Source organism: Afipia massiliensis (assembly GCF_014203115.1).
Classification (GTDB): Bacteria; Pseudomonadota; Alphaproteobacteria; order Rhizobiales; family Xanthobacteraceae; genus Afipia; species Afipia massiliensis.
On record NZ_JACHIJ010000002.1, the window covers coordinates 898,707 to 921,297 of the forward strand.

General features: G+C 62.0%; 24 protein-coding genes and 1 tRNA gene. 10 read left to right on the forward strand and 15 right to left on the reverse strand.

Translation table 11 applies throughout. From position 1 onward, the window contains the following. The first annotated feature begins 61 nt into the window (after positions 1–61). On the forward strand, positions 62–625 hold the full coding sequence (locus HNQ36_RS09275; protein ID WP_184083971.1) for a nitroreductase family protein: 564 nt from the start codon (positions 62–64) through the stop codon (positions 623–625). Between the two features lies 1 nt (position 626). On the opposite strand, the gene HNQ36_RS09280 is transcribed toward HNQ36_RS09275, so the two are convergent. Both HNQ36_RS09280 and HNQ36_RS09285 read right to left on the reverse strand, forming a co-directional pair. Further along, positions 627–3,110, reverse strand: coding sequence for a putative bifunctional diguanylate cyclase/phosphodiesterase (locus HNQ36_RS09280; RefSeq protein WP_184083972.1), 2,484 nt, complete (start codon positions 3,108–3,110; stop codon positions 627–629). 164 nt (positions 3,111–3,274) lie between these two features. Then, positions 3,275–4,303, reverse strand: a complete 1,029-nt coding sequence (locus HNQ36_RS09285) for a hypothetical protein (RefSeq protein ID WP_184083974.1) — start codon at positions 4,301–4,303, stop codon at positions 3,275–3,277. A 295-nt stretch (positions 4,304–4,598) separates the two neighbouring features. Here HNQ36_RS09285 and HNQ36_RS09290 point away from each other — a divergent pair, with 295 nt between their 5' ends. Further along, positions 4,599–5,639: a patatin-like phospholipase family protein gene (locus HNQ36_RS09290; RefSeq protein WP_184083976.1), complete on the forward strand. Its 1,041-nt coding sequence runs from the start codon at positions 4,599–4,601 to the stop codon at positions 5,637–5,639. A 24-nt stretch (positions 5,640–5,663) separates the two neighbouring features. On the opposite strand, the gene HNQ36_RS09295 is transcribed toward HNQ36_RS09290, so the two are convergent. Next, on the reverse strand, positions 5,664–6,092 hold the full coding sequence (locus tag HNQ36_RS09295) for a CBS domain-containing protein (protein ID WP_046826901.1): 429 nt from the start codon (positions 6,090–6,092) through the stop codon (positions 5,664–5,666). Positions 6,093–6,305: 213 nt separating this feature from the next. Further along, positions 6,306–7,076 carry a rhomboid family intramembrane serine protease gene (locus tag HNQ36_RS09300; protein ID WP_430641354.1) on the reverse strand — a complete coding sequence of 257 codons (771 nt, stop codon included), beginning with the start codon at positions 7,074–7,076 and terminating at the stop codon, positions 6,306–6,308. A gap of 478 nt (positions 7,077–7,554) precedes the next feature. Here HNQ36_RS09300 and HNQ36_RS09305 point away from each other — a divergent pair, with 478 nt between their 5' ends. The 3 genes from HNQ36_RS09305 to HNQ36_RS09315 all read left to right on the forward strand — a co-directional run bounded on the left by HNQ36_RS09305 (position 7,555) and on the right by HNQ36_RS09315 (position 9,817). After that, positions 7,555–8,121: a PAS domain-containing protein gene (locus HNQ36_RS09305; protein ID WP_184083978.1), complete on the forward strand. Its 567-nt coding sequence runs from the start codon at positions 7,555–7,557 to the stop codon at positions 8,119–8,121. A gap of 131 nt (positions 8,122–8,252) precedes the next feature. Continuing rightward, positions 8,253–8,867, forward strand: coding sequence for a PilZ domain-containing protein (locus tag HNQ36_RS09310; protein WP_184083980.1), 615 nt, complete (start codon positions 8,253–8,255; stop codon positions 8,865–8,867). A gap of 329 nt (positions 8,868–9,196) precedes the next feature. Then, positions 9,197–9,817 (forward strand): transglutaminase-like cysteine peptidase, encoded by a 621-nt coding sequence (locus HNQ36_RS09315; protein WP_184083982.1) that lies wholly within the window; start codon positions 9,197–9,199, stop codon positions 9,815–9,817. A 168-nt stretch (positions 9,818–9,985) separates the two neighbouring features. Here HNQ36_RS09315 and HNQ36_RS09320 read toward each other — a convergent pair whose 3' ends face one another. From HNQ36_RS09320 to HNQ36_RS09330, 3 genes are all read right to left on the reverse strand, one after another. Then, positions 9,986–10,783 carry an alpha/beta fold hydrolase gene (locus HNQ36_RS09320; protein ID WP_184083984.1) on the reverse strand — a complete coding sequence of 266 codons (798 nt, stop codon included), beginning with the start codon at positions 10,781–10,783 and terminating at the stop codon, positions 9,986–9,988. Between the two features lie 198 nt (positions 10,784–10,981). Continuing rightward, the gene (locus tag HNQ36_RS09325) at positions 10,982–11,512 is read right to left on the reverse strand and encodes a gamma carbonic anhydrase family protein (RefSeq protein ID WP_184083986.1); all 531 of its coding nucleotides are present in this window, start codon (positions 11,510–11,512) and stop codon (positions 10,982–10,984) included. Between the two features lie 83 nt (positions 11,513–11,595). Further along, entirely contained in the window at positions 11,596–11,916 is a 321-nt protein-coding gene (locus HNQ36_RS09330) for a DUF6949 family protein (RefSeq protein ID WP_184084158.1), read from the reverse strand. A 263-nt stretch (positions 11,917–12,179) separates the two neighbouring features. Between HNQ36_RS09330 and HNQ36_RS09335 the strand changes: the two genes are divergently transcribed. After that, a complete protein-coding gene (locus tag HNQ36_RS09335) occupies positions 12,180–12,893 on the forward strand; it encodes a hypothetical protein (protein ID WP_184083988.1) in 714 nt (237 codons plus the stop codon). 169 nt (positions 12,894–13,062) lie between these two features. Here the strand turns inward: HNQ36_RS09335 and HNQ36_RS09340 are convergent, their stop codons facing one another. From HNQ36_RS09340 to HNQ36_RS09355, 4 genes are all read right to left on the reverse strand, one after another. Continuing rightward, positions 13,063–13,281, reverse strand: coding sequence for a DUF3126 family protein (locus HNQ36_RS09340; RefSeq protein WP_002712383.1), 219 nt, complete (start codon positions 13,279–13,281; stop codon positions 13,063–13,065). Between the two features lie 99 nt (positions 13,282–13,380). Then, positions 13,381–14,205, reverse strand: a complete 825-nt coding sequence (gene cysE / locus HNQ36_RS09345) for a serine O-acetyltransferase (protein ID WP_184083990.1) — start codon at positions 14,203–14,205, stop codon at positions 13,381–13,383. A 135-nt stretch (positions 14,206–14,340) separates the two neighbouring features. Next, entirely contained in the window at positions 14,341–15,093 is a 753-nt protein-coding gene (locus HNQ36_RS09350; protein WP_184083993.1) for an alpha/beta fold hydrolase, read from the reverse strand. Positions 15,094–15,186: 93 nt separating this feature from the next. Then, a complete protein-coding gene (locus tag HNQ36_RS09355) occupies positions 15,187–16,311 on the reverse strand; it encodes a hypothetical protein (protein ID WP_184083995.1) in 1,125 nt (374 codons plus the stop codon). Positions 16,312–16,620: 309 nt separating this feature from the next. Here HNQ36_RS09355 and HNQ36_RS09360 point away from each other — a divergent pair, with 309 nt between their 5' ends. Together HNQ36_RS09360 and HNQ36_RS09365 are read left to right on the forward strand one after the other, a co-directional pair. Further along, positions 16,621–16,866, forward strand: coding sequence for a zinc-finger domain-containing protein (locus HNQ36_RS09360; RefSeq protein ID WP_019196414.1), 246 nt, complete (start codon positions 16,621–16,623; stop codon positions 16,864–16,866). Positions 16,867–16,873: 7 nt separating this feature from the next. Then, on the forward strand, positions 16,874–18,067 hold the full coding sequence (locus tag HNQ36_RS09365) for an FAD-dependent monooxygenase (protein ID WP_184083997.1): 1,194 nt from the start codon (positions 16,874–16,876) through the stop codon (positions 18,065–18,067). A gap of 21 nt (positions 18,068–18,088) precedes the next feature. On the opposite strand, the gene HNQ36_RS09370 is transcribed toward HNQ36_RS09365, so the two are convergent. After that, entirely contained in the window at positions 18,089–18,538 is a 450-nt protein-coding gene (locus HNQ36_RS09370; RefSeq protein ID WP_184083999.1) for a hypothetical protein, read from the reverse strand. A gap of 39 nt (positions 18,539–18,577) precedes the next feature. Next, positions 18,578–18,784: a hypothetical protein gene (locus tag HNQ36_RS09375; RefSeq protein ID WP_184084001.1), complete on the reverse strand. Its 207-nt coding sequence runs from the start codon at positions 18,782–18,784 to the stop codon at positions 18,578–18,580. 444 nt (positions 18,785–19,228) lie between these two features. Between HNQ36_RS09375 and HNQ36_RS09380 the strand changes: the two genes are divergently transcribed. Next, positions 19,229–20,659 carry a metal-dependent hydrolase family protein gene (locus tag HNQ36_RS09380; RefSeq protein WP_184084003.1) on the forward strand — a complete coding sequence of 477 codons (1,431 nt, stop codon included), beginning with the start codon at positions 19,229–19,231 and terminating at the stop codon, positions 20,657–20,659. 137 nt (positions 20,660–20,796) lie between these two features. Here HNQ36_RS09380 and HNQ36_RS09385 read toward each other — a convergent pair. Beyond that, positions 20,797–20,883, reverse strand: a tRNA-Leu gene (locus HNQ36_RS09385). A gap of 166 nt (positions 20,884–21,049) precedes the next feature. Continuing rightward, a complete protein-coding gene (locus HNQ36_RS09390; RefSeq protein ID WP_184084005.1) occupies positions 21,050–21,517 on the reverse strand; it encodes a cyclic nucleotide-binding domain-containing protein in 468 nt (155 codons plus the stop codon). Positions 21,518–21,685: 168 nt separating this feature from the next. Here HNQ36_RS09390 and HNQ36_RS09395 point away from each other — a divergent pair, with 168 nt between their 5' ends. Next, complete coding sequence (locus HNQ36_RS09395; protein WP_046826916.1) at positions 21,686–22,591, forward strand: crotonase/enoyl-CoA hydratase family protein; 906 nt, start codon at positions 21,686–21,688, stop codon at positions 22,589–22,591.

Genomic DNA, 22,591 nt, shown 5'->3' on the forward strand with positions numbered 1-22,591 from the left:
GTCTGGATTGCCGATATCAGCGTCGTGCACCTCGATGGTGCGCCAACAGCCCGGATCCTACATGCTTTATGCCATCGACCTCCTGACCACGCGCCGATCCATCAAGCCGATCGAGATGAGCGGCCCCGGCCCCTCGCCCGCGGAGTTGGAGAAAATCCTGACCGTCGGCGCGCGCGTGCCCGATCACGGCAAGATCGTGCCGTGGCGCTTCATCGTGTTTGAAGGCGATGCACGAACCCGCGCCGGCGAGATTTTCGCGAAGGTATTCCGCGCCAAGAACGTCACCGCGACGCCGGATCAGGTCGAGGCCGAGAAGAAGCGCTTTACGCATGCGCCGCTCGTCATCGCCGTGGTGAGCAGGACGTCGAAGCATCCCAAGGTGCCGGTCTGGGAGCAGGAATTGTCGGCCGGCGCCAGCGCCATGAACATCGTTAACGCCGCGCATGCGCTGGGCTATGTCGCGAACTGGCTGACCGGCTGGATGGCGTTTGACCGCGACGTGCTCACCGCGCTGGGCCTGTCGCCGGATGAGAAGCTCGCGGGCTTCATCCATATCGGCAAGGCCGAGCGGCCGACCGACGACCGCCCCCGTCCCGCGCTTAGCGATATTGTGACGCGGTTCTAGGTCACGCTGCCTGCGAAGCGCGATCACCGAACTTTCCGAGCAGTGCGCTGACTTCCGATGCCGGACGCGCGGCGCTGAACAGAAAGCCCTGTACCTCGGTGCAGCCTTCGGCGCGGAGCCAGTCGAGCTGATCCACGGTCTCGACGCCTTCGGCGGTCGTTGAAATGTTGAGGCTGCGGCCAAGCCCGGAGATCGCCCGGATGATGGCGACGCAATCGGGCCGCTCGGCAAGGTCGCGTACGAACGACCGGTCGATCTTGATCTTGTCGAACGGAAAACTGCGCAGATAGCTCAGGCTGGAATAGCCGGTGCCAAAATCGTCCATCGAAATGCGGACGCCGAATTCGCGCAACTGATGCAGGATTGCGAGGTTGGCCTCGCTGTCCGCCAGGAAAATCGACTCGGTGATTTCGAGCTCGAGCCGCAGCGGCGACAGACCGGACTGCGCGAGCGCCGTGAACACCGCCTGCGTCAGGTTGCGGCTTCGGAACTGCGCCGCCGACAGATTGACGGCGACCTTGATGTCCGAAGGCCACGCCGCCGCCTGCGTGCAGGCTTCGCGCAAAACCCATTCGCCGAGCGGGACAATCAAGCCGATGTCCTCGGCGACTGGAATGAAATCGGCCGGCGAAATCATGCCCTTCTCGGGATGCTTCCAGCGCAACAAGGCCTCGAAGGACACGATGCGGTCCTGCGCCAGATCGACCAGCGGCTGATAATGCAGTTCGAACTCGCCATTGGCGAGCGCATGGCGCAGATCAATCTCCATGTCGCGACGCCGCTGTGCGTGGCGGTCCATTTCCTTCTCAAAGAAATGGTGCACGCCGCCGCCCTCCGACTTGGCGCGATACAGCGCCATGTCGGCGTTGCGCAGCAGTTCTTCCCCGCTGTCACCGTCCCCTGGCGAGATAGCGATGCCGATGCTGGCGCCGATGACCACTTCGAGGCTGTCGATCTGGTAAGGCGCGCTGAGGGTTTCGATGATGCGGATGGCCTGGTCGCTGATCTCGATCGGCGACGCGCCGGTCCCGAGAATGATTGCGAATTCGTCGCCGCCGAGCCGCGCCACCAGATTGTCGCCGCGCACATTGGCCACAAGCCGCTGCGCCACCTGCGTCAGCAGCCTGTCGCCGGTCGGATGGCCGAAGGAATCGTTGACGTTCTTGAACAGGTCGAGATCGATGCAAAGCACCGCGATGGTCTTGTTGACGAGGCGGCTGCGCTCGAGGTCCTGCCGCAATCGTTCCTGAAACATCACGCGATTTGCCAGATTTGTCAGCCCGTCGTGGTGCGCCATGTAGGCGATCCGGGCCTCCGCCTTGCGGCGCTCGGTAATGTCGACCGCGGACACCAGAAAACTGTCGCGGTCCTGGAATGTCACACGACGACCGAATGTCAGGACCTCGATCTCGCTGCCGTCTGCCTTCAAATGCCGCCAGTTGCGGCCGGAATTGTACACGTCGCCAACCCCGACCAGCGCGCGGGAATGCTCTTCCCATTCGTCTCTCGGCCAGAGATCTTGCAACTCCATGGAGAGAAACGTCGCGCGGTCATAACCATAGTGACTCACGGCGGCATCGTTCACGCTGCGAAACTTCCGCGTCTCCACGTCAAACACCCACATCGGCATCGGATTGCTTTCGAACAACAACCGGAACGATTGTTCGCGCCGCTTCATATCCGTGACATCGGTCAGCGACAGCGCAAGCATGTCGCCGACCGGCGCTGCGCTGATCTTCAGCGTGCTCGTGTCATCGCTCACTTCGAACTGTTCGCCGATCCCGTCACTGACCACGGCGCACAGCCTGCTGAAAACTTCCGGCGCGCAGAGCGCGTGCGTTCCGGAACTCAGTCTGCGCCAGCGCAGTTCGTCCGGAGGCAACCGAAGAAGGCGCGCGGTACCTTGATTAAGGTGGACGATCTGGAAATCGGCGGGCTTTCCGTCCGCGTCACGAATGGTCGCCAGCGACAGGACACCGTCACCGGCTGCGGAGAAGACTGCGTCGAGCAAATTGTACTGAAGGCCGCGCCGGTTCACATAGACGCTGGTCATGGTGCCGCCCCACCGTGAGGCAACCGGCAGCGCAAAGACGTCGTAAATCTGGACAAGACCGTCGCGGACGCAATGGGCCGTCGCCAGATACGGCTTGCCGCTCCGTCGCGCGCTCGCAACTGCTTCGCTCAGGATCAACGCGCAGTCGGGCGGAAACGCATCGAGCGTGGTGTCCTGGATTTCGGTTTCCAGCCACTGCTCGACATAACGGCCGGCGCGCGAGACCTTGAACGCAACGCCCTCGTCCTTGATGAGCATGATATGGTCGGCCAGGCGGCCAAGACTGCCCAGCATGACGTCCTCAAAGAAGGGCAGATCTTTTCCGGGCTTGAGCGCTGCCTGCCATTTCCGGCGCAGAACAGAAACGTCGCTGAATAATTCCGGATCTGACGTCTTCTTCGATTTCGCGACGGCAACCACAGCACACCCCATCCCATCGACACGGCTTTCTGTCGTGTCAGCGGACGGTATCCAATGCAGCGACGCTTAAGGCTGCGTAAACGCAGCGCGCCGACGGCGCCGATGTGTGGTTTGTGAAAGTTCTAAGTCGTTTGATGGTTAGTGCGTCTTAGAAACTATGACAGATTTAATACAGCTTATCGCGCGACGACTTCGACTTCGCCGTCGACCCCGTTGCTGACATTGAACGGGCGCTCGAACACCTTGCCTTCGTTCTTTGCGATCACGCGGTACTCGCCTTCCGAAAGGATGACCTTCGGAAACGCGCCGTTGTATTCCTTGATGACGTCGCCCGCAGGCGTGATCACCGACCACGCGGTATTGGCCAGCGCTTCACCGCCCTTGTCGCTGACCAGCTTGAGCGTGATCACCGCCGCGCGGTGCGTGCAGGTCACGTCGGTCAGCTTGCCGGCCTGGATGCGAATATCCGAACGCACCACCGAGTTCGCATCGCCGTAGTTCGAGATGATGTAGTACGTCCCTTCGGGCACCAGCAGCACATCGCCGGCGGCGACGTTCTGCGCCAGCGGCGCGCGCTCGCCGACTTCGAACTGGCTGCCTTTGTAAATCGAGAACGTGATCTGTCCCTGCGGGATCTTGGTGGTACCGACACGGCCTTCGATGCGAAGGCCGCCGGCGGGAAGATCGAACTGTTCGCGCAACGTATCGTTGCGCAGCGTCACCGGACGAACCGCGCTGACGAGGCCAAGCGACGCGTGAACGACATAGCCGCCGGGCGCCAGGACGATGTTCGGGGTGGCGGTGCGGTCTTCGCGCACCAGCTGAAACGCGCCGCTCGCGTCGGGCTTGTCGGAGTAGACACGCCACACCACGCCGTTGCTGACCGACGGCAGATCTTTTCCGAATCGCGCGGTCAGCGCGAGGACACCTTGCTGCGGCGTCGGCGCGGGCTGCGGCGGCAATGCGGTGGTGACCGGCGGCTGCGTCAGCGTCGCGGGAAATCCCGGTGCTGCGGCGGGACCGGACGGCGGCGCGAGACTGATCGCGGGGCCTGACGGCGTCGGCGTCTCGGGCACATTGGCTGGGGGAATGGGCGGCGGCGCATCGCCGACGAACTGCGCGGCCGCAGGCTGCGCAACCACAATCGCGAACAGACACGCCAGCGCATGCATCCATGCCAATGCGTAACGACGCAAAGGATCCATGGAGCCTGTCCGCGCACCGCGGACGGCTGTCCTGCGGCTGTGTCCGGGGGCTGTCATGGCGGAGGTTTTTCACCGAAACGAGGCAAATTCAAGCCTGACAACGGCCTTGACGGGTTTTCAGGAGCCGCTATCCGGGGAATAGCGGCTTCTGTCCCGGCAGAAGCCGCGCTACAGTCACATTTCCTGAGTACGCGAGACGCGTGTCCCCGGCACAATCACACCCATTTCGCGTTCTCATGACCAAATCCGGTCGAAGGCGACCGATTCGCCGTCATGAGACCTCAGGAGACGGACGTTGCTCGAAAGTTTGATGGGATTCCGCCACAACGGCGCAAGGAACAAGATGGAGCTGGGGGCGGCAGTCACGAAGAAACCGACGATCGGGCTCGCGCTCGGCGGCGGCGCGGCGCGCGGGTTCGCGCATATCGGCATCCTGCGCACGCTGCTCGCCAACGGCATCGTTCCGGACATCGTGGTCGGTACCTCCATCGGCGCCGTGGTCGGCGGTTCCTATGCCGCGGGACATCTCGATACGCTGGAAGCGTGGGCCAAGGGACTCCTGCCGCGCAATATCTTCAGCTATCTCGACATCCGCCTCAATGGCTCGGGCCTGATCGGCGGCAGCAAGCTCGCGGCCCAGCTCGAGGCGTCATTCGGCGGCACCTACATCGATGAACTTCCGCTGAAGTTCGCGGCGGTCTCCACCGAGGTCAATACCGGCCACGAAATCTGGATCACTAACGGAAAGCTGGTCGATGCGGTGCGTGCGTCCTACGCCCTGCCCGGCATCTTCGAGCCGGTGCTGATTGGCGAGCGCTGGCTGGTGGACGGCGCGCTGGTCAATCCGGTGCCGGTATCGGCAGCGCGCGCGCTCGGCGCGGAAATCGTGATCGCCTGCAACGTCTCGACCGACGTGTTCGGCCACGGCACCCTTATCTCCGCGCACGGCAAGGTCGCGGAAGAATCCACGCCATCGGCTGAACCCGCAGTGCCGGAAAAGCGCGGCTTCGGAAAGTTCTTCTCGGCAGAGAAGACCGTGAAGCGGGAATTCTTCGGCAGCGCCGGACGTCCGGGAATTTCCACGGTGATGGTCGAGGCCTTCAACATCATGCAGGACCGCATCACGCGCTCGCGCCTCGCGGGCGATCCGCCGGATGTTCTGATCTCGCCGCGCGTCGGCAAGGTCGGATGGTTCGACTTCCATCGCGCCGAGGAAATCATCAACCACGGCACGCGGGCCGCTGAGCGCAACATCGAATCGATTCAGGAAGCGATCAACCTGCTGACCCCGACATCAAATCAGACGCCGGGCACCGCGCAACCGACGCAGCCTTAACGGCTGCGTCTCGCAAGGAAGCTGTCAGGCCGTCTTGATGTAGTCCTGCAGCGCTTCCTGCTCGCGCTCGAACTCCGCAACGCGCCACTTCACCACGTCGCCGATTGAAATCAGCCCGACGATCCTGTCGTTATCGACGACGGGCAGATGCCGGAATTTTCCTGACGTCATGACTTCCATGATGGCGGACACGGTGTCCGATTCATGACAGGTGATGACCTTCGACGTCATCACGCCGCGCACAGGTTCTTCGAGCACGCCAGCACCGCGCTCACCCAGCACACGGACAATGTCGCGCTCGGAGAGGATGCCGTCGATTTTCTGACCGCTCATCACCATCACAGCGCCGATACGGCGCTCTGTGAGAATCTTGATTGCTGCTGAAAGCTTGGTGTCGGGCGATACGCTGATCACCTGGTGGCCCTTGCTACCCAGAACTGCTCGAACCGTCATTGTAGCCTCCCGAAAATCCGACCACATCGCGCTGCTCTTGATGCCGAACGCAGTGAGGTCTTTAATTTTGCTGCCGAGTCAAACAACGTATCGTCTGATTGGTTTCGCGCGTCTCCGATATTGCCTGACCGGATGATGGAGCAAATACCACCGGCTCGCAAGGCGGCGCATGGGACCGCATGGCAGCCCGCGCGGCAGGAGATCGGACGCCGGTCAGTCTGCCGCAGGCGGCAAGACGCGCGCATTATTGTCCTGCATGATGGCGCGCGGCACCGGATCGAACAATGAAAACAACAGCAGGCCTGCGACAAAACCGCCGATATGCGCCTGCCACGCAATGCTCTGCGCGGATGCGCCGATGGCGATCGCGCCTAAACCGGTGATGATGTTGAGGCCGAACCAGACCGCGAGGAATCCGAGCACACTTGGATTCTTCAAAGACCGCATCAGCGAGAGCGCCGGCACTCTTGCCGCCGCTTCCGCATCGCCGCGACGGAACGACAGGAAACTTCCATGCTGGAAGGCGAAGCGGATCGCAGCCGCCATCATGCCCGATACCGCCGCCGATGCGCCGATCATCGGTGCGACCTCGTGCTGGTGGGTCACCAGATGGGCGAACGCACCCGCAATCGCGGTGACGGCGAAAAACGCGAAGAACCGCGTGGTCCCGAACCGGCGCGCGACCGCGCTGCCGAACGGCAGCATCCACAGCATATTGAAGGCGATGTGGGTGAGATCCGCATGCAGGAAGGCATAGGTCAGGAACGTCCATATTTCCGCGCCGACGCCGCCGGGAAACCGTCCCGCCAGCACGGACGCGTCGTAACGCGCGGGCACAAAGCCGAAAGTCCAGATCACTTCCGCGTCGGTGGCGAGCGGCAACAAGGCGCGCAAGCCGTGGATGCCGGCCATGATGACGAGCAGCGCCGTCATGCCGAACGGAATGGTCAGGATCGGTTCGCGGGGGGATTCACGAGAGTCCAAGGGCGCACAATGTCCGGAGCGAAACTACCTCTTGAGATAGGCGGCTTTGGCCATGCGGTGCAAGCGGCAGGATTGAGGCAACGCAAAAGAAAAGGGAGGGCTTGAAGGCCCTCCCTTGGTCGTACCGGTCTTCTTGTACGGACTTTCGAGTGAGAGCGCTGCTTCACGCTCCGGGCATCCCCACCCCTCCCCGTACAATGACCAGATCGTTTTTCCGCCGCCTGTCGTTCAACCTTGAGTTCGCCACCGCCGATCCCTGGAGAAGACCGGCGACTTGGAGTGCTTAGATACTAGGTGAGATACGTTGATCCACGAAGCTCGTAGTTAATTTAACGTTAATTTAGCAAACCAGCCCGGTTGAGCGACGAATCCCGGTTCCGGCATAGACGCTGCACTTCAAGTCCCGCACAACAGAAAGGGGCCTCGCGGTGCCTGAAATCGGGACAAATCTGTCCCGCCTCGTCCGCGGGATAGAGCGATGAAGCATCCAGCAAGCCGGGAATTTTACGCCTATTGGGACGAGAAGCGCGCCGGCGCTGCCGCGCCCGAACGGAGCGATCTGGCGCCCGATCAGGTCCGGCATCTGCTCGGCGACATCTTCGTCCTGTCCTACGATGCCCTTGCCGAGTACCCGTTCAGGGTGGCCGGAACCCGGATGTGCGCCCTGCTGGGCCGCGACCTGAAAGGGCAGAGTTTCACCAGCCTGTTCCGCGACGCCGATCGCGAAGAGATCAAGGACATCCTCGGGATTGTGGCGGAGGAAACCCAGGCCACCGTGGTTGGCGTGACCGCGCTGGCTCCGGACGAAACCCGAATTCATCTCGAACTGCTGCTTTTGCCGTTCAGCGCCCGCTCCCACAGCCCGGTCAGCCTGACCGGATCGCTGGCGCCCCTCAGTCCCATCGAGGGCACGCAGACCTACGGCACCCTGAAAGATTTCAGCGTGACGTCCTGGCGTCATCTGCAACAGGATCGCAACCGCCCGCGCGCGCTGCGGAAGTGGTCGCTGATCCGCGGCCTGACCGTCTACGAAGGCCTGCGCTAGTATCCCGTATCCGACGTTCGCTTCATTCCGCAGCGCCTTCCGAGCGTCGCACTTCGTTAGGGCTAACGCATCGTTAACCCAGACAGCCGTAAGGTCCATCATACCGAAAAACCGGTCGACCGGTGTTGATGATGGCGTTGGTGCAAAGACAATCAATTCGTCCGTCCGCTCAGGAGCGGCGACGTTTTCAGCGCGTGAAGGTTCATTTGCTCGGCCGCTACATGCTGGCGGACCGGCGCGAGTTTCCATGCCAGGTCATCAATATGTCCCCCGGCGGCCTCGCCATGCTGGCGCCCGGCATCGGCAATGTCGGCGAACGCGTGGTGGCGTATCTCGATCATATCGGCCGCGTTGAGGGCAAGATCACCCGCCTGCTCGACAATGGCTTTGCCATGACGGTCGGCGCGACGCCCCGCAAACGCGACAAGCTCGCAGCCCAGCTCACCTGGCTTGCCAACCGCCAGATCCTCAATTTGCCGGAAGACCGCCGCCACGACCGTATCGTGCCGCGCAATCCGATGTCGGTACTCAAATTCGATGACGGCCGGGCCCTGGCCTGCCGGATCATGGACCTGTCGCTGTCCGGTGCGGCCCTTGCCGCAGAAATCAAGCCGCTGGTCGGCGAGGCGGTCACCCTCGGCCGCGTGCAAGCCCGGGTCGTCCGTCACCTCGAAGAAGGCTTCGCGATCGAGTTCGTTCACGCGCAGCTTCCCGAGACTGTCGAAGACAACGTAAGCGCGCAGTAAAGAGCCGCGGTTACCAGTTTCTGATTTTTGAGACCAATCAGGGCGATACCCACATCCGGGTGTCGCCCTGAAGCTTTTTGCGCGCCGGTTTGATCGATCGATCCCGACCCTCCCCACCGCGAAAATATCCGCACTATCAGCGGATTAGACCAAGATAGATAAAATTTGAATCAATTGCAGTTATTTCAAATTTTAATTTCATTTTACTAAAGTATAGATCGAAGTATCTCCAGTTTTTACTTGCCTTTGCTTCAATTGTACTTCGTCGACTTAGCCGCGGCGAAAATCCTTTGTGTGAAAAGTGGTCCCAACAAGAAACGGGGGCCACAATGTTTTCAATTCGTGGACGGGGAGTTGGTCTGGCGATTGCTGCCAGCCTGTTGGGGATGACGGTTGCGGCGCATGCCGCAGGCGAACGAGTGCTATATGCCAGCCTGGGCGACACGACGCGTGCGCCGATCGGCTGGGTTGAATTCTGCGCCGACAATCCGCGCGATTGCCGGGGCGGCGCGACGCAGGCCCGCGACATCGTGATGACGCAGGCGGCGTGGAAAGATCTGCTGCGGGTCAATCGCTGGGTCAACGAGACCATCAAGCCGATGACCGACATCGATCATTGGGGCGTCATCGAGAAGTGGTCGCTTCCGACCGACGGATACGGCGACTGCGAGGACTATGTCCTGCTCAAGCGCAAGATGCTGATCGAGGCCGGTTGGCCGCGCGAAGCGCTGCTGATCACGGTGGTGCGCGACAAGAAGGGCGAAGGCCACGCCGTGCTGACGGTGAAGTCCGACAAAGGCGAGTTCATCCTCGACAACCAGAACGAGGAAGTCGTCGCATGGACCGACACTGGCTACCGCTTCGTGAAGCGGCAGTCGCAGACCGACGCCAACGCCTGGGTTTCGCTTGGAGACTCGCGTCCCGCCGTTGCCACCGCAAGTTCACGCTGAGAATTCGAGCATGATCGAAACGTCATGCTCAAAAATGAATACTTGAAGTCATAGGAACCCACGACCCGGTCGTATCCCCACCCCTCCCCGTCCCAGACCGGTTCGTGCGCGGCCAGCTCTCCCCCAGGGCTGGCCGCAACTTTTTTTAGGGAAGCGTTCCGTCAACCGCTAGGCGGCCTCAAGAATGATCGACGTGACCTGTGCCGGATCGATAACCATCAGATCGTGACCGATATCCAGCTCAAGCGTCTTCCACTTGCCAGATTCTTTCGCCTTCGCGAGGTTCGCATCGAACGCAACACTCTTGTAACCCTTGGCGCGCACGTAGACCTTCTTCGCGATCCTGTCCCGCGCGCCCTTGAACACCGCGGCCTCGGTATATGTCCCGACCGGCTGGGCCGTGGTTTTGCTGTCGACCCACGCACGATCCTTTTCCGGAACACCGAAGGCCGCCGCTGGCGGCGGCTTGATTCCGCTTTCGCCTTTTTCGATCGCCGTGTTGATGGCAGTGACGAAAGCCGGAGACGATTTTTGCAAAAGCGTTTCGCCGTCTTCGGGCAGGAAAGCATCGAGGAAGACGATCGACGATATCCGGGCCGCGAGACGCTCAGCTACGCCGCTGATGATGATACCGCCGTAGGAATGACCAACCAGCACGACGTTGGACAGATCCTCGTACTGAATGACATTGGCAATGTCGGTGATGTGCGTCGTGAGGTTAATGCTCTTGTTGAGCAGGTGAGACCGTTCGCCCAATCCAGTCAGCGTCGGCGAAAACACCCGATGACCTTGTTTGACAAGGGCATCGGAAACCTGACGCCAGCACCATCCACCATGCCACGCACCGTGAACTAGGACGAATGTCTTCGGCACCGCCATTTGCGCAACGCTCTTCGACACGCCATTCATGGCTGCCAAAGCTCCAATGCCAGTTGCTACAACATGCCGCCGCGTAATTCCAACCATGACGATCTCCCTGAAATATATTTTGTGTTGGCTCAAACGAATTGAGCGGGCGATCTTCAACACCATTTTCAGACGACATGGAAGCGCGAATTCGACTGATACATTTGCACATTGTATCATTCGATCTGTTGTCAGAGCGCGCGTGACTGGATAGCACGAGAGACGCCGTACTTTTTTCTCGGCCGACGTCCGCGCGCCTCACCCGATCTTCTTCAGACCCGCCTTGAACCGCTGGCCGTTGTGAACGTAATGCGGCGCGCCGTAAGTCATGGCGGTCACCTGTTCTGGCGTCAGCGTACGAATGACGCGCGCGGGTGCGCCGATGACCAGCGTGCGGTCCTCGAACTGCTTGCCTTCGGTAATGATAGCGCCCGCGCCGACGACGCAGCCCGCGCCGATGCGCGCACCATTCATGATGATCGCGCCCATGCCGATCAGCGCGCCGTCTCCAATGGTGCAGCCGTGCAGAATGACATTGTGGCCGATGGTGCAGCTCTTACCGATGGTCAGCGGGAATCCGGGGTCGGTGTGGAAGGTGCAGTTGTCCTGCACGTTGGAGCCCTCGCCGATGTCGATCAGTTCGTTGTCGCCGCGCAGGACCGAGCCGAACCAGACGCTGGCGTTGGCCTGCAGGCGCACGTTGCCGATCACCGTCGCGGTGTCGGCGATGAAGTATTGTCCATCGGCAGGAAGTTCGGGCGCGCGCCCGTCGAGTTCGTAGATCGCCATTCCGGTCTCCAGCTAAAATCCGGCGCGACAATGCCACGAACGAACAGGGTCTGGCGAGACTGTCGCCAGCCGATCAGTGGAGATCAGGCAATCGCGCCGAGCAGCATCAGCACGAATGTTCCGGACATCATGCTCCAGAAACCGGCGATGACGGTGGCCATCGCCACGAACTGAACCCGGCGTCCTTCGAGCGTGCGGCCGCGCACGGTGTTGCGCATGATGATGAAGGGCGCGGCGAAGACCAGAAACGGCACGGCGGCGAACGCCTTCGGCGTGGCTTCCTGCATCAGCAATCCGAAACCGGGAGGCTTTTCCATCAAGGCCTGGAATCCGCTGGTCAGTGCGCCCGCGGTGGCAAATCCGATGAAGATGGCAAAGAAGGAATTCAACGCTTCGGGCGACATCTGAAACTTCCAACGCACGAGAACACTTTGAGGGCCGCCGGCACGCCGGTTGGCTCGCCCCTAGGCTTCGCAAAATGCTGCCGCGCCCGCCACTTTATCCTTAAAGAAAGGTTAACACCGCGCCGCCGCCCGGCCTCGGATGCATGGCTCCGGCGGCGCCCCACTCACGCGGAACCCGGGGGAAATCAGCCCGCACATGGCATAATCGCCGCGATTCGGCCCGCGTAGGACGGGCATTACCCCGGAATGTCTGTTTCCCGATCATGGCCCTGTCTTCGTCAACGTCGTCCCGCCCCGCACTTACGCGGCGCGCCCAGCGCAGCCACCTTGTGCCGCTGCTGACCATGGGCGCGATCGGCGCATGCGCGGTCGCCGTCGTGGCGTATCTGCTGTGGCCGACCTGGGGGCTAGAGAAGGCCGGCGATCCGGACCGGCTGCCGATCACCATCGGCAACACGCTGTTCAATGTGCCGACCAAGGCGATCCGGGTGAAACTGCAAAAGCGCACCGGCCCGCAGGAGCGCGTCGATCTCAACTTCGTCTATCCCTCGCTTGAGCCGCCCGAGGCGCGGCGTCCGGTCAGCGCGGAAACGGTCGAGGAAAATCTCCCGGAGATCGACCGGATTTTCCTGTCCATCGCCGCCCATCACGATGCGCTGTCGCCGGACGATCGGACCCGGACGATTTATCCGCGCTACCTCGATCAGAATGCAGGCAGCCTGCAGGATGGGTTGAGCATCCGCCCGTTCCGCGACAACACGCCCTACGCTAATGAGGATCTCGTCTATGCCTCGTCGCCGCAGATCATCGCGCGTTGCACGCGCGACGCGAAAACGCCCGGCATGTGTCTTGCCGAGCGCCGGATCGAAGGAACGGATGTGACTTTCAGATTTCCGCGCGAGTGGCTATCGAAATGGCGCGACGTTGCGACTGCGATGGATCAGTTGATCGTCCGGATGCGCAGACCGCACGGTTAGGCAAATCGAACAACCGTCATGGCCGGGCATAGCCGTTCGAAGAACGGCGTTCTAAAGAACGCCTATGTCCCGGCCATCCACGTCTTGCTTGTTCCAAAGACGTGGATGCCCGGCACAAGGCCGGGCATGACGATCTTTATTTCAAGCAAATTCTCGTGTGCGGCTTAGATCAAACCTCTTCCTCGATGTCGGTTTCGAGGATCGCCATCTGGAACTGGAAGGACCGATCATCGTCCTCGTCATCGACGAACAGCACGCCGATGAATTCCTCGCCGATATAGACCTCGGCCGAGTCGTCCTTCTTCGGGCGCGGCACGACGCGGATTTTTGGATTACCGAACAGCCGCTTGAGATAAGCGTCGAGCTTCCTGACTTCCGTAACGTCCACGGGCGTTTCTCCAACTGAAAAATGATGTTGGCGACAGCTTTAAAGCGATCCGGCGCGGACCGCTAGTGTGGGATCGCGATAAATCGCAAGCAGCTTGAATCAATTGCCGTTGGCGTTGAGCATCTGGTTCATGGTGCGCGACGGCTCGGAGCAGCCGGCCTCACCGACGATCTTCGCCGGCACGCCTGCCACCGTGACGTTGTTCGGCACATCTTTCAACACCACCGAGCCTGACGCCACGCGCGCGCAGTGGCCGACTTCGATGTTGCCGAGAATCTTCGCGCCTGCGCCGAGCATCACGCCGTGACGAATCTTCGGATGCCGGTCCTCGTTTTCCTTGCCGGTGCCGCCAAGCGTCACGCCGTGCAGGATCGATACATCGTCCTCGATTACCGCGGTCTCGCCGACAACGAAGCCGGTGGCGTGGTCGAGGAAAATACCGCGGCCGATTTTTGCGGCAGGATTGATGTCGGTCTGGAACTCGGCCGATGAGCGGCTCTGAATGTAGTAGGCAAAATCCCTGCGGCCGTTGTGATACAGCCAGTGCGCAAGCCGGTGCGCCTGAAGAGCATGGAAGCCCTTGAAGTAGAGCAGCGCGTCGATGAAACGCGATACCGCCGGATCGCGGTCGTACACCGCCACGAGATCGGCACGGAACGCATTGCCCAGATCAGGATCGGCTTCGATCGCGTCATTGTAGGCCTGACGGATCAGATCGCCGGACAGCGCCGAATGATCGAGACGCTCGGCGATACGATGCACCACCGCATCCTCGAGCCGGTCGTGATGCAACACGCTCGAATAGATGAAGGTCGCAAGCTCGGGCTCGCGCTGCACGATCTCCTCGGCCTCGCCCCGGATACGGGTCCAGACGGGATCGACGGTCGAGAGGGCCGTCTTCGTATCGAGATGGTGCTTGGCCATGTAAGGAGTCCGGCTGATGGGCGTTGAGGATATCTTACCACATAATGGACTGTTGGAAGGCCGCAACATCCAGCAAGGTTGACGCTGGAATAATAATCTCCCCGCCCCGTAGAATAATTATCTACGCGCTTCCGCTCAGGCGTGCTTTGCAAGGAACTCCAGCACGCCGTCTTTATAAACGCGGTCGCCAACCGCGCGCATGTGATCGCGGTTTGGAATATCAAGCACTTGCGACCCGGGAATGACCTCCGCGAGCCGCTGTGCGGACCCCGCGATGTCATCGGTCGTCCCCACTGCGATCAGCGTGGGAACGGCAATCGCGGCCGCTTCCTCGCGCGTCATCAAGCGCCGCGAGCCGCGCAGGCATGCAGCAAGCGCTCTGCGATCCGAGCGGGTCTGATCTGCAAACGCCCGAAACGTCCGGCCGACCGGATCGGTGACGTCATCGAGCGACGCAGCTTCCAGCGCGGAGGCGACATTCTCGCCCGGGCCGCCGCCTTCGATCAAACCCATGCCGATGCCGCCGAGGATCGCCGTGCGCAGCCGCTCCGGATTGCGCTGGCCGAGATACGCGGTGATGCGTCCGCCCATCGAGTAACCCATCATGTCGGCACGCGCGATGTTCAGATGATCCATCAGCGCGCGCACGTCACCGGCCATGGTGCCGATGTGATATTCTTCGGAATCGTACAGCTTCGCGGAATCACCGTGACCGCGATTGTCGAGCGCGATGACGCGCCGCCCCGCTTTCGTCAGAGTCGAAACCCACGTCGGATAAACCCAGTTCACGTTCTTGGTGGATGCGAAGCCGTGCACGAGGATGATCGGGTCGCCCTCGCCCTCATCGAGATACGCAATTTCAACGGAGCCGTTGTGAAAGCTCGGCATCGGATGGTCCAGTGTTGGGAAAGATGATGTGACCGGAACGGTCGTGATATGCGGGTGCAGTTTATCCGGATGCAACGCGCCTGACCAGATGCGTCAGATCGCGTGCTGAGCTTGCGCCGCTGCGAGTTCGCGCCGCGCACGTTTGAGTTTGGAGCGTTGAATCCATGACAGCGTGAGCCGCTCGGTCGTTGCCTTGATCGAGGTGATAAAACCGAACAGCGCCAGCAATGCAGCGAACACCCACCACGCCAGATTGAATGCGCCTGCAGTCAGCAGCAGCGCGCCGCGCCCGAGAATTTTCACGATGGCGCGGGTCTGGCTGCCTTTGGATTCCGCGAGCTTCGCCGCGCGCGCGACATCCTTCGGTCCGTCGGCGATGCGCAGCACATCGAGCGCGCCTTTGGTGCCGGCCTTCTCGCCAACACGGCCGACATCCTTGGCAAGACGCACCAGCGCACCCGCCTTCTCCGCCTTGAACGCGGCCTTCATCGCGCTGATGGTCTGGCTCGGACGCGTAATCGATGCGGTGGCGACCGCCTGCTGCAGCATCGGCGCATCGACCACGCCGCGCGCCGAGCGGCCCGCCCATTCGGTGAGGCCTGCGCCGAGGCGGCCGACCTTGCGGGCGTCCTTCACCATCGACAGGCCGGCGCGAACAGGCGTCGCGCCGCCGACCGACACATAGGTCGCCGCTGTGACCACAAGGCCGACGCTTGCCAGCCCGAGCACCAGCTGGTCGGCGTCCTCGCCCATCGCGAGCCGCTTGCCCTCGCGCACCACGTCTCGGATGTCGCCGTAAACGAACAGATCGCCGGCGACGGTGCCGGAGAGACTGGCCATATCATTGACCTCGCCTGTCACGAAGCCGGCGGCAAAGCGCCGCGCCGTACTGGCCGCGGAATTTTCATCGGCCACCGCGGCATCGACGCGCTCGGTCACGCCGGGCGGCAGCTTGATACCCTTGTCCTGCGCCAGATCTGCGAAGCTTTTTGCGAGATCCGCGTCGTTGGCTTCGAGCGCCCGCGCAATGCCGTCCCCGATAACGGCTTCGTTGTTTCGCAGGGCAGAATCGACCAGCAGGTCCGACAATTGCGGCGGATCGTCCTGTGCCTGAAACAGCGCCGCGGCATCGCGCGCATGCGGCCACACCACGGCGAATACAGCCACTGAGGCGACCGCGGCCGCAAGTGTCAAACCGATGCGCCGGGCTGGTTTCATTGCAAAGGACAACCTTTCAGCAGGCCCCGGGTTCAAAATCCGTACTCGGCTAAGCCTGTGACTCGCCGATGACATGGTGTGCCGTTTTTCGGACACAACCTCCCCAACGAAAGAAGGGCTTTCCCAAGGCGGCAAGATTGTGTCGAATTCACATGCTGACACTGTGGCGATTGGACGAATCCAGCGCCGCCGTCTAGGAACTAGGAATAAGTCGTATCGCTCGGTAATATGAACAGCAGCGGCTGCGTCGTCGCTGTTTGCCGGGGTATGGGCAAAGACGCAAAAGACCAGGATTGGGGTAGAATTGCTATGGCGGATCACGTCGTCCCTCACTTTCATAACGATGCGGGCGTGGCCATCATCGAAATTGGCTCTCGGGAGTTCATGTGCGTCGGCGCGAATCCGCCGTTCGATCATCCGCACGTATTTCTCGACCTCGGCGACGATAACGAGATCATCTGCCCCTATTGCTCGACGCTGTATCGCTATGCCGCCGATCTGAAGGCCGGCGAAGCACGCCCTCCTGAGTGCGTGCTGAAGGACAAGGTCGCCTAAAAAACCCGTGACCGATTCACGCACCATCGTCGTTGCTGGTGCGGGTATAGGAGGACTGACGGCCGCACTGACGCTTGCTCAGCGCGGTTTCCGCGTCATCGTGCTTGAGCGCACCGAAAAGCTCGAAGAAGCCGGCGCCGGGCTGCAACTGTCACCCAATGCCAGCCGCATCCTGATTGATCTCGGTCTCGAGCCGCTGCTTGCCCCTCATGTGATCGCGCCTGAGTCGATCAGCATCATGACGGCCCGCACGGCTAAGGAAATCGGCCGGATACCGCTCGGCGAAGCCGCTACCCTCCGTTACGGCGCGCCCTACTGGATCGTCCGCCGAGCCGACCTGCAATCCGCGCTGCTGGCGCGCGTAACCAACCATCCCGACATCGATCTGCGGCTCGGCGCACAGTTCGAGGACGTCGCCGTCTACCCGAAGGGCGTCACGGTGGTTCAGCGCCGCGCCACGACGCGACAGCAGGAGCAGGCTCTGGCGCTCATTGGCGCCGACGGTGTCTGGTCCAGCGTCCGCCACGAAATTTTCCCCGAGGCGAAGCCGCAATTCACCGGCAGCATCGCCTGGCGCGGCACCGTCGATGCGGCGCAACTGCCGAGCGGCTTCATGACGCAGCGCGTGCAACTCTGGATGGGCGCGAACGCGCATCTCGTCGCCTATCCGATGTCGGGCGGCAAGCGCATTAACATGGTCGCCATCGTCTCGGGCCAATGGAACAGGCCGGGCTGGAGCGAGCCCGGCGACGTGGTGGAAATCGCCAATCATTTCGCAGATCCGCACTGGCCGATCGCCGCGCGCATGATAATCGGCGCGGTCGATAGCTGGCGGAAGTGGGCACTGTTCGCCATGCGCGACGGCGGCACATGGAACAAGGGGCCGATTGCGCTCCTGGGCGACGCCTCGCACGCGATGCTGCCGTTCGCGGCGCAGGGTGCGGGCATGGCAATCGAGGACGCCGCGGTGATCGCGAAATGCCTGGAAGCCTCATCAGGAAATCCAACTGCGGCATTCACGCAATACGCCCGCCAGCGCGCGCCGCGCGTGACGCGCGTCCAGCGAACGGCCCGCAAGAACGGCCAGACCTATCACCTCAGTGGGCCGGTCGGCTTCGCGCGCGATCAGGTCATCAGGATGCTGGGCGGATCACGCCTGCTGTCGAAGCAGGACTGGATCTACGACTGGCGAATGTCCTGACGCGCTGCGCCGTCAGCAACATCAGCGGCGGCGCTTGCCGCTCGGCGCGGCGGCGGCCGGAGGCGGCGCGAGTTCGGCGCTGCAGTTGTTGCGGGCGAGCTTTTCGTCGATGGCGTCGCGCTGCGCACGCTGCGCGCGGTAGTCCGTCTGATAGGCCAGACCCGATACCAGCGCCCCGCCCGCGCCGGTTTCCGCCTTGGCCATCAGGCCTTCGAGTTCGACCACGCGGTCGTTGGTGGTTTTGCGCGCCGTCGCAAGCTGCTGGCAATTGTAGAGATCATACTTCGAAGGATCGACAAACACGCTCGATCCAAAGGGCGACTCGCCACCGCTCGCGCAAGCGCCGAGGCCGATCGCCAGCGCGCCCAGCACGGCGAGACGCAGCCCGGCCGCCCGCAGCCGCGCGGGATCGCAATTCAGATCTTCAGTTGTGAACCCGTGTTTCATGCGCGTCGTGTTGCCGGTCTTCATGTTGAATTTGTGGTGGTGACAGTAGCATGAGGTGGCGGATCAAAGCGTTTCTTGCTTGTGGCCGCATTCCTTGCAGACGAACTTGACGCGGATCGCGCCCTTCTCCGCCAGAACACGATTTGCCTTGCCGCACTTGCCGCAGGTTGTCTCGATCCGCGTATTGCCCTGCTTGACCACAAGGGCCTTGCGCTCCATCGCCTCGCGAACGAGGCGCTCGGTTTCTTCGCGCAGGGCTTTCTTGTCCATTTTTCAATCCTTCGATCGGCAGGTCCGATCACGCGTTAAAGCTCGACGTGCGGCAACGAAGCGCACGACATTACCACCGAGAAACTTTAAGTCCTTTTGTATATTTCAACATGGATGTCAAAGTGTACAGGAAGCTCAATCAGATTTCCTTTGGCGCACTTGTCCTTGCCGCTTGACGTTCTCCCGAAAGCTGAAGCCCTCGCCCCCTCTCGGCATGTCCATTGCGCACCACCAGCAGCCGTTTCCGCGATAGCCTTGAGCCGGCACGCGATGATAGAGTTCAAGCCGTTCAAGCTGCGCCCGACCGGCCGCTGCATTCAGTGACCGCGATCACAGCGTCCCGTCAGATACATCCAACGCCGATGCGTCGACGTTGGCTCCCGCGAAAAGTTCTCCGCTATCAGCTTCAATTCTGGAATTCAAAACGCAAAAGGAGATTGCACAATGAACTCAAAAGGAGAGTTGAGCACGTTGTGTGGCCTGGCGATGGCCAGGAATCCGAAACGCATCCTGGGTCCATCGCTGCTGTCGGCGGCGATCTTCATCGGACTTTGCCAGGCGGGTCTGGCGCAAGCGCCGAGTTCGGCGCCTCCCTCCGCTTCTGCCAGCGACGGGGTCACACTTTTTCAGAACGTCCGCATCTTCGACGGCAAGAATGCTGCGTTGTCCGATCCGGCGAATGTACTGGTCCGGGGCAACAAGATCGAGCGCATCTCCATCGCGCCCATTCCGGTGGATCGCAGAGCCGACACCCGCATCGTCGACGGCGGCGGCAAGACGCTGATGCCCGGCCTGATCGACGCGCATTGGCACGCGATGCTGATACGGGGGACCGTGGCGCAGTCGTTCGGAGACGTCGGCTACAACAATCTCGCGGCCGGCGAGGAGGCGACAGACACCCTCATGCGCGGCTTCACCACCGTTCGCGACGTCGGCGGGCCGGCGTTCGGCCTCAAGCGCGCCATCGACGAAGGCATCGTCAAGGGCCCGCGCATCTATCCGTCCGGGGCGATGATCACGGTCACCAGCGGGCATGGCGATTTCCGCCAGCTCACGGATTTGCCGCGCGCGAGCGGCGCGCTCACCCGCATGGAACTGGTCGGCGGCGCCGTGGTCGCGGACAGCCCCGACGAGGTGCGCGTGCGCGTGCGCGAACAGCTCATGCAGGGCGCGTCTCAAGTGAAGTTGACGGCGGGCGGCGGCGTGTCGTCGCCCTTCAGTCCGCTCGATGTGACCACCTTCACCGGAGCCGAGTTGCGCGCCGCGGTCGAAGCGGCCGAGAACTGGGGCACGTATGTCGTCGCGCACGCCTTCACGCCGGCTGCGATCCGTAGCGCTATCGCGGCGGGCGTGAAGTGCCTCGAACACGGCACGCTGATGGACGAAGAAACCGCCCAACTGATTGCCGAGAAGGGCATCTGGCTGAGCACGCAGCCGCTCCCTGAGGCCTTGAAGCTGGGCTTTCCTGTGGGTTCTGTCCAGCGCGACAAAGCGGAAGAGGTCTGGCCCGGTATCGCCAGAACCTACGAGTTCGCAAAGAAGTACAAGATCAAGACGGCGTGGGGCACCGACGTCCTGTTCTCCGCCGCGCTGGCAAAGCAGCAAGGTGCTATCCTCGCCTCGCTCACCCGCTGGTACACGCCCGCCGAGGCGCTGATCATGGCGACCTCGACCAACGCCGAACTCTTGCAGTTGTCGGGCAAGCGCAATCCCTATCCCGGCAAGCTCGGCGTGGTGGAGCAAGGCGCGTTTGCCGACCTGCTGCTGGTCGATGGCAATCCGCTGGAAAATATCAATCTCGTCGCAGAGCCCGGCAAGAATTTTCTGGTCATCATGAAGGACGGCGTCATCTACAAGAACGCACTGGCCAAGTGAGGATCAAGTGAGGACCGATTGAGCGCGCATACCGATGGTGCGCCCGATTTCTCGCCGCGTATTCGCGCGTACCTGCCGACGGTCTCTCGCTGAGACATCCATCTCAAGAACACCTGGCGAAAGAACTCGCGGCAACTTGGTGCGGACGGCGGGAATCGAACCCGCACGACGTTGCCATCGAGGGATTTTAAGTCCCTTGCGTCTACCAATTCCGCCACGTCCGCGCGCGCGGGTTGTAGCATTGTGACGGCGAGCGCGCCACAGCACACAGCGAGCTTTAAACACTTAACGTTGCTGCAGTTTCCCGGCGGGCAAGCCTCAGCTTGTCCTGCGCAAAAAGCCCGTAGATGACTAGCCAGCCTCGGGGGAGGTCATGCATGGCCGGCTGGCTTACAACCGTGGGTCAGGCTCGCGATCCGACGCTTTCGACTCCGGCTGGTTGACGAGACTCTCGAGCACTTCGCCGACCATCGTGCCGTGTCCGGCATACTGCCGTTTGATGTCGGCGACATATGTCGTCGCGGCATTCAGGCGCTGGGCAAGCACCGTCGCGACCAGCAGCGTCACAGCGGAATTCTCGCGCAGGAACCCGGCGCCATCATCGATTTTGTAAACGGTGGAGCCGGTCGCGGCCCGGACTGTCCCAGTGTGCGGCTGGCCGAGCAGCACCGACATTTCGCCGAGGATTGCGCCCGGCTCGGTGACGACCGCGATAATGGTGTCACCCTTGAGAACCTCAAGTTCACCCTCGATCAGGATAAACAGATCGCCGGTGGTTTCGCCTTCCCGGATCAGCAACGTTTTCGCGGGAACATACGTTTCCGCCCGGCCCTTGCAGTGTTCGAGAACTGCACGCATGGCTGCCTCACGTCGATCTAGCAAGGCTACGCGCGGCAGGCCGGAACGTCCATCGCATAGTTGTGTCCCGTTTGCGAAAATTGCCAGCGCTTCGACAGACGCGCTAGGGTATCCGCCTGGTTCGCCCTCGCGCGAACATAAAACAAACAAGCTGGAGGATACGCGGCGATGGCCCAGGCAAACTACCAACAGATCAAATACGAAGTTCAGGACAATATCCTGACCATCACGCTCAATCGTCCCGACAAGATGAACGCGTTCACGCATGTCATGATGAACGAGCTGATCGACGCGTTCGACGCTGCCGACGCCGACGACAACGTGCGCGCCATCATCGTGACAGGCGCGGGGCGCGCGTTCTGCGCGGGCGCGGACCTCTCCGAAGGCGGCGCAACCTTCGACCGCGCTGCACGGCCTGATCGCAAAAGCGCGCCACTTCGCCCGAACGGCGAAGTCGAGTGGAGCGACGACGCGGTGCGCGACGGCGGCGGACGCGTGACGCTGCGCATTTTCAAATCGCTGAAGCCCGTCATCGGCGCGATCAACGGCGCGGCCGTCGGCATCGGCGTCACCATGCAGCTTCCCATGGACATTCGAATCGCCTCAGTCGACGCGCGGTTCGGCTTCGTGTTCGCGCGGCGCGGCATCGTGCCGGAAGCGGCATCGAGCTGGTTCCTGCCGCGCCTCGTCGGTATCTCGCAGGCGCTGGAATGGTGTTACTCGGGCCGCGTGTTTCCGGCACAGGAAGCCCTCGACGGACGCCTCGTCAGCAAGGTGCTGCCTGCCGATGAACTGATGCCCGCTGCGCGCGCCATCGCGCGCGAGATCGTGGAGAATACCGCCCCGGTGTCGATCGCGCTGATCCGCCAGCAGATGTGGCGCATGCTGGGCGCGGACGATCCGATGGAGGCCCACAAGGTCGACAGCCGCGGCATCTACTCGCGCGGCCAGTCCGCCGACGTGCGCGAAGGCGTGATGTCGTTCCTCGAGAAGCGGCCCGCGCAGTTCAAGCAAACCGTATCGAAGGACATGCCGTCGTATTTCCCGTGGTGGACCGAGCGGGAGTACAAGTAA

Excerpts from the sequence above, each read along its gene's own strand:
- HNQ36_RS09285 (WP_184083974.1), bottom strand. The coding sequence starts at position 4,303 with ATGGATCCTTTGCGTCGTTACGCATTGGCATGGATGCATGCGCTGGCG.
- HNQ36_RS09275 (WP_184083971.1), top strand. The coding sequence starts at position 62 with ATGCTTTATGCCATCGACCTCCTGACCACGCGCCGATCCATCAAGCCG.
- HNQ36_RS09315 (WP_184083982.1), top strand. The coding sequence starts at position 9,197 with ATGTTTTCAATTCGTGGACGGGGAGTTGGTCTGGCGATTGCTGCCAGC.
- HNQ36_RS09330 (WP_184084158.1), bottom strand. The coding sequence starts at position 11,916 with ATGTCGCCCGAAGCGTTGAATTCCTTCTTTGCCATCTTCATCGGATTT.
- HNQ36_RS09295 (WP_046826901.1), bottom strand. The coding sequence starts at position 6,092 with ATGACGGTTCGAGCAGTTCTGGGTAGCAAGGGCCACCAGGTGATCAGC.
- HNQ36_RS09305 (WP_184083978.1), top strand. The coding sequence starts at position 7,555 with ATGAAGCATCCAGCAAGCCGGGAATTTTACGCCTATTGGGACGAGAAG.
- HNQ36_RS09375 (WP_184084001.1), bottom strand. The coding sequence starts at position 18,784 with ATGGACAAGAAAGCCCTGCGCGAAGAAACCGAGCGCCTCGTTCGCGAG.
- HNQ36_RS09380 (WP_184084003.1), top strand. The coding sequence starts at position 19,229 with ATGAACTCAAAAGGAGAGTTGAGCACGTTGTGTGGCCTGGCGATGGCC.
- HNQ36_RS09350 (WP_184083993.1), bottom strand. The coding sequence starts at position 15,093 with ATGCCGAGCTTTCACAACGGCTCCGTTGAAATTGCGTATCTCGATGAG.
- HNQ36_RS09310 (WP_184083980.1), top strand. The coding sequence starts at position 8,253 with ATGGCGTTGGTGCAAAGACAATCAATTCGTCCGTCCGCTCAGGAGCGG.
- HNQ36_RS09360 (WP_019196414.1), top strand. The coding sequence starts at position 16,621 with ATGGCGGATCACGTCGTCCCTCACTTTCATAACGATGCGGGCGTGGCC.
- HNQ36_RS09280 (WP_184083972.1), bottom strand. The coding sequence starts at position 3,110 with ATGGGGTGTGCTGTGGTTGCCGTCGCGAAATCGAAGAAGACGTCAGAT.
- cysE (WP_184083990.1), bottom strand. The coding sequence starts at position 14,205 with ATGGCCAAGCACCATCTCGATACGAAGACGGCCCTCTCGACCGTCGAT.
- HNQ36_RS09320 (WP_184083984.1), bottom strand. The coding sequence starts at position 10,783 with ATGGTTGGAATTACGCGGCGGCATGTTGTAGCAACTGGCATTGGAGCT.
- HNQ36_RS09335 (WP_184083988.1), top strand. The coding sequence starts at position 12,180 with ATGGCCCTGTCTTCGTCAACGTCGTCCCGCCCCGCACTTACGCGGCGC.
- HNQ36_RS09390 (WP_184084005.1), bottom strand. The coding sequence starts at position 21,517 with ATGCGTGCAGTTCTCGAACACTGCAAGGGCCGGGCGGAAACGTATGTT.
- HNQ36_RS09395 (WP_046826916.1), top strand. The coding sequence starts at position 21,686 with ATGGCCCAGGCAAACTACCAACAGATCAAATACGAAGTTCAGGACAAT.
- HNQ36_RS09370 (WP_184083999.1), bottom strand. The coding sequence starts at position 18,538 with ATGAAGACCGGCAACACGACGCGCATGAAACACGGGTTCACAACTGAA.
- HNQ36_RS09325 (WP_184083986.1), bottom strand. The coding sequence starts at position 11,512 with ATGGCGATCTACGAACTCGACGGGCGCGCGCCCGAACTTCCTGCCGAT.
- HNQ36_RS09355 (WP_184083995.1), bottom strand. The coding sequence starts at position 16,311 with ATGAAACCAGCCCGGCGCATCGGTTTGACACTTGCGGCCGCGGTCGCC.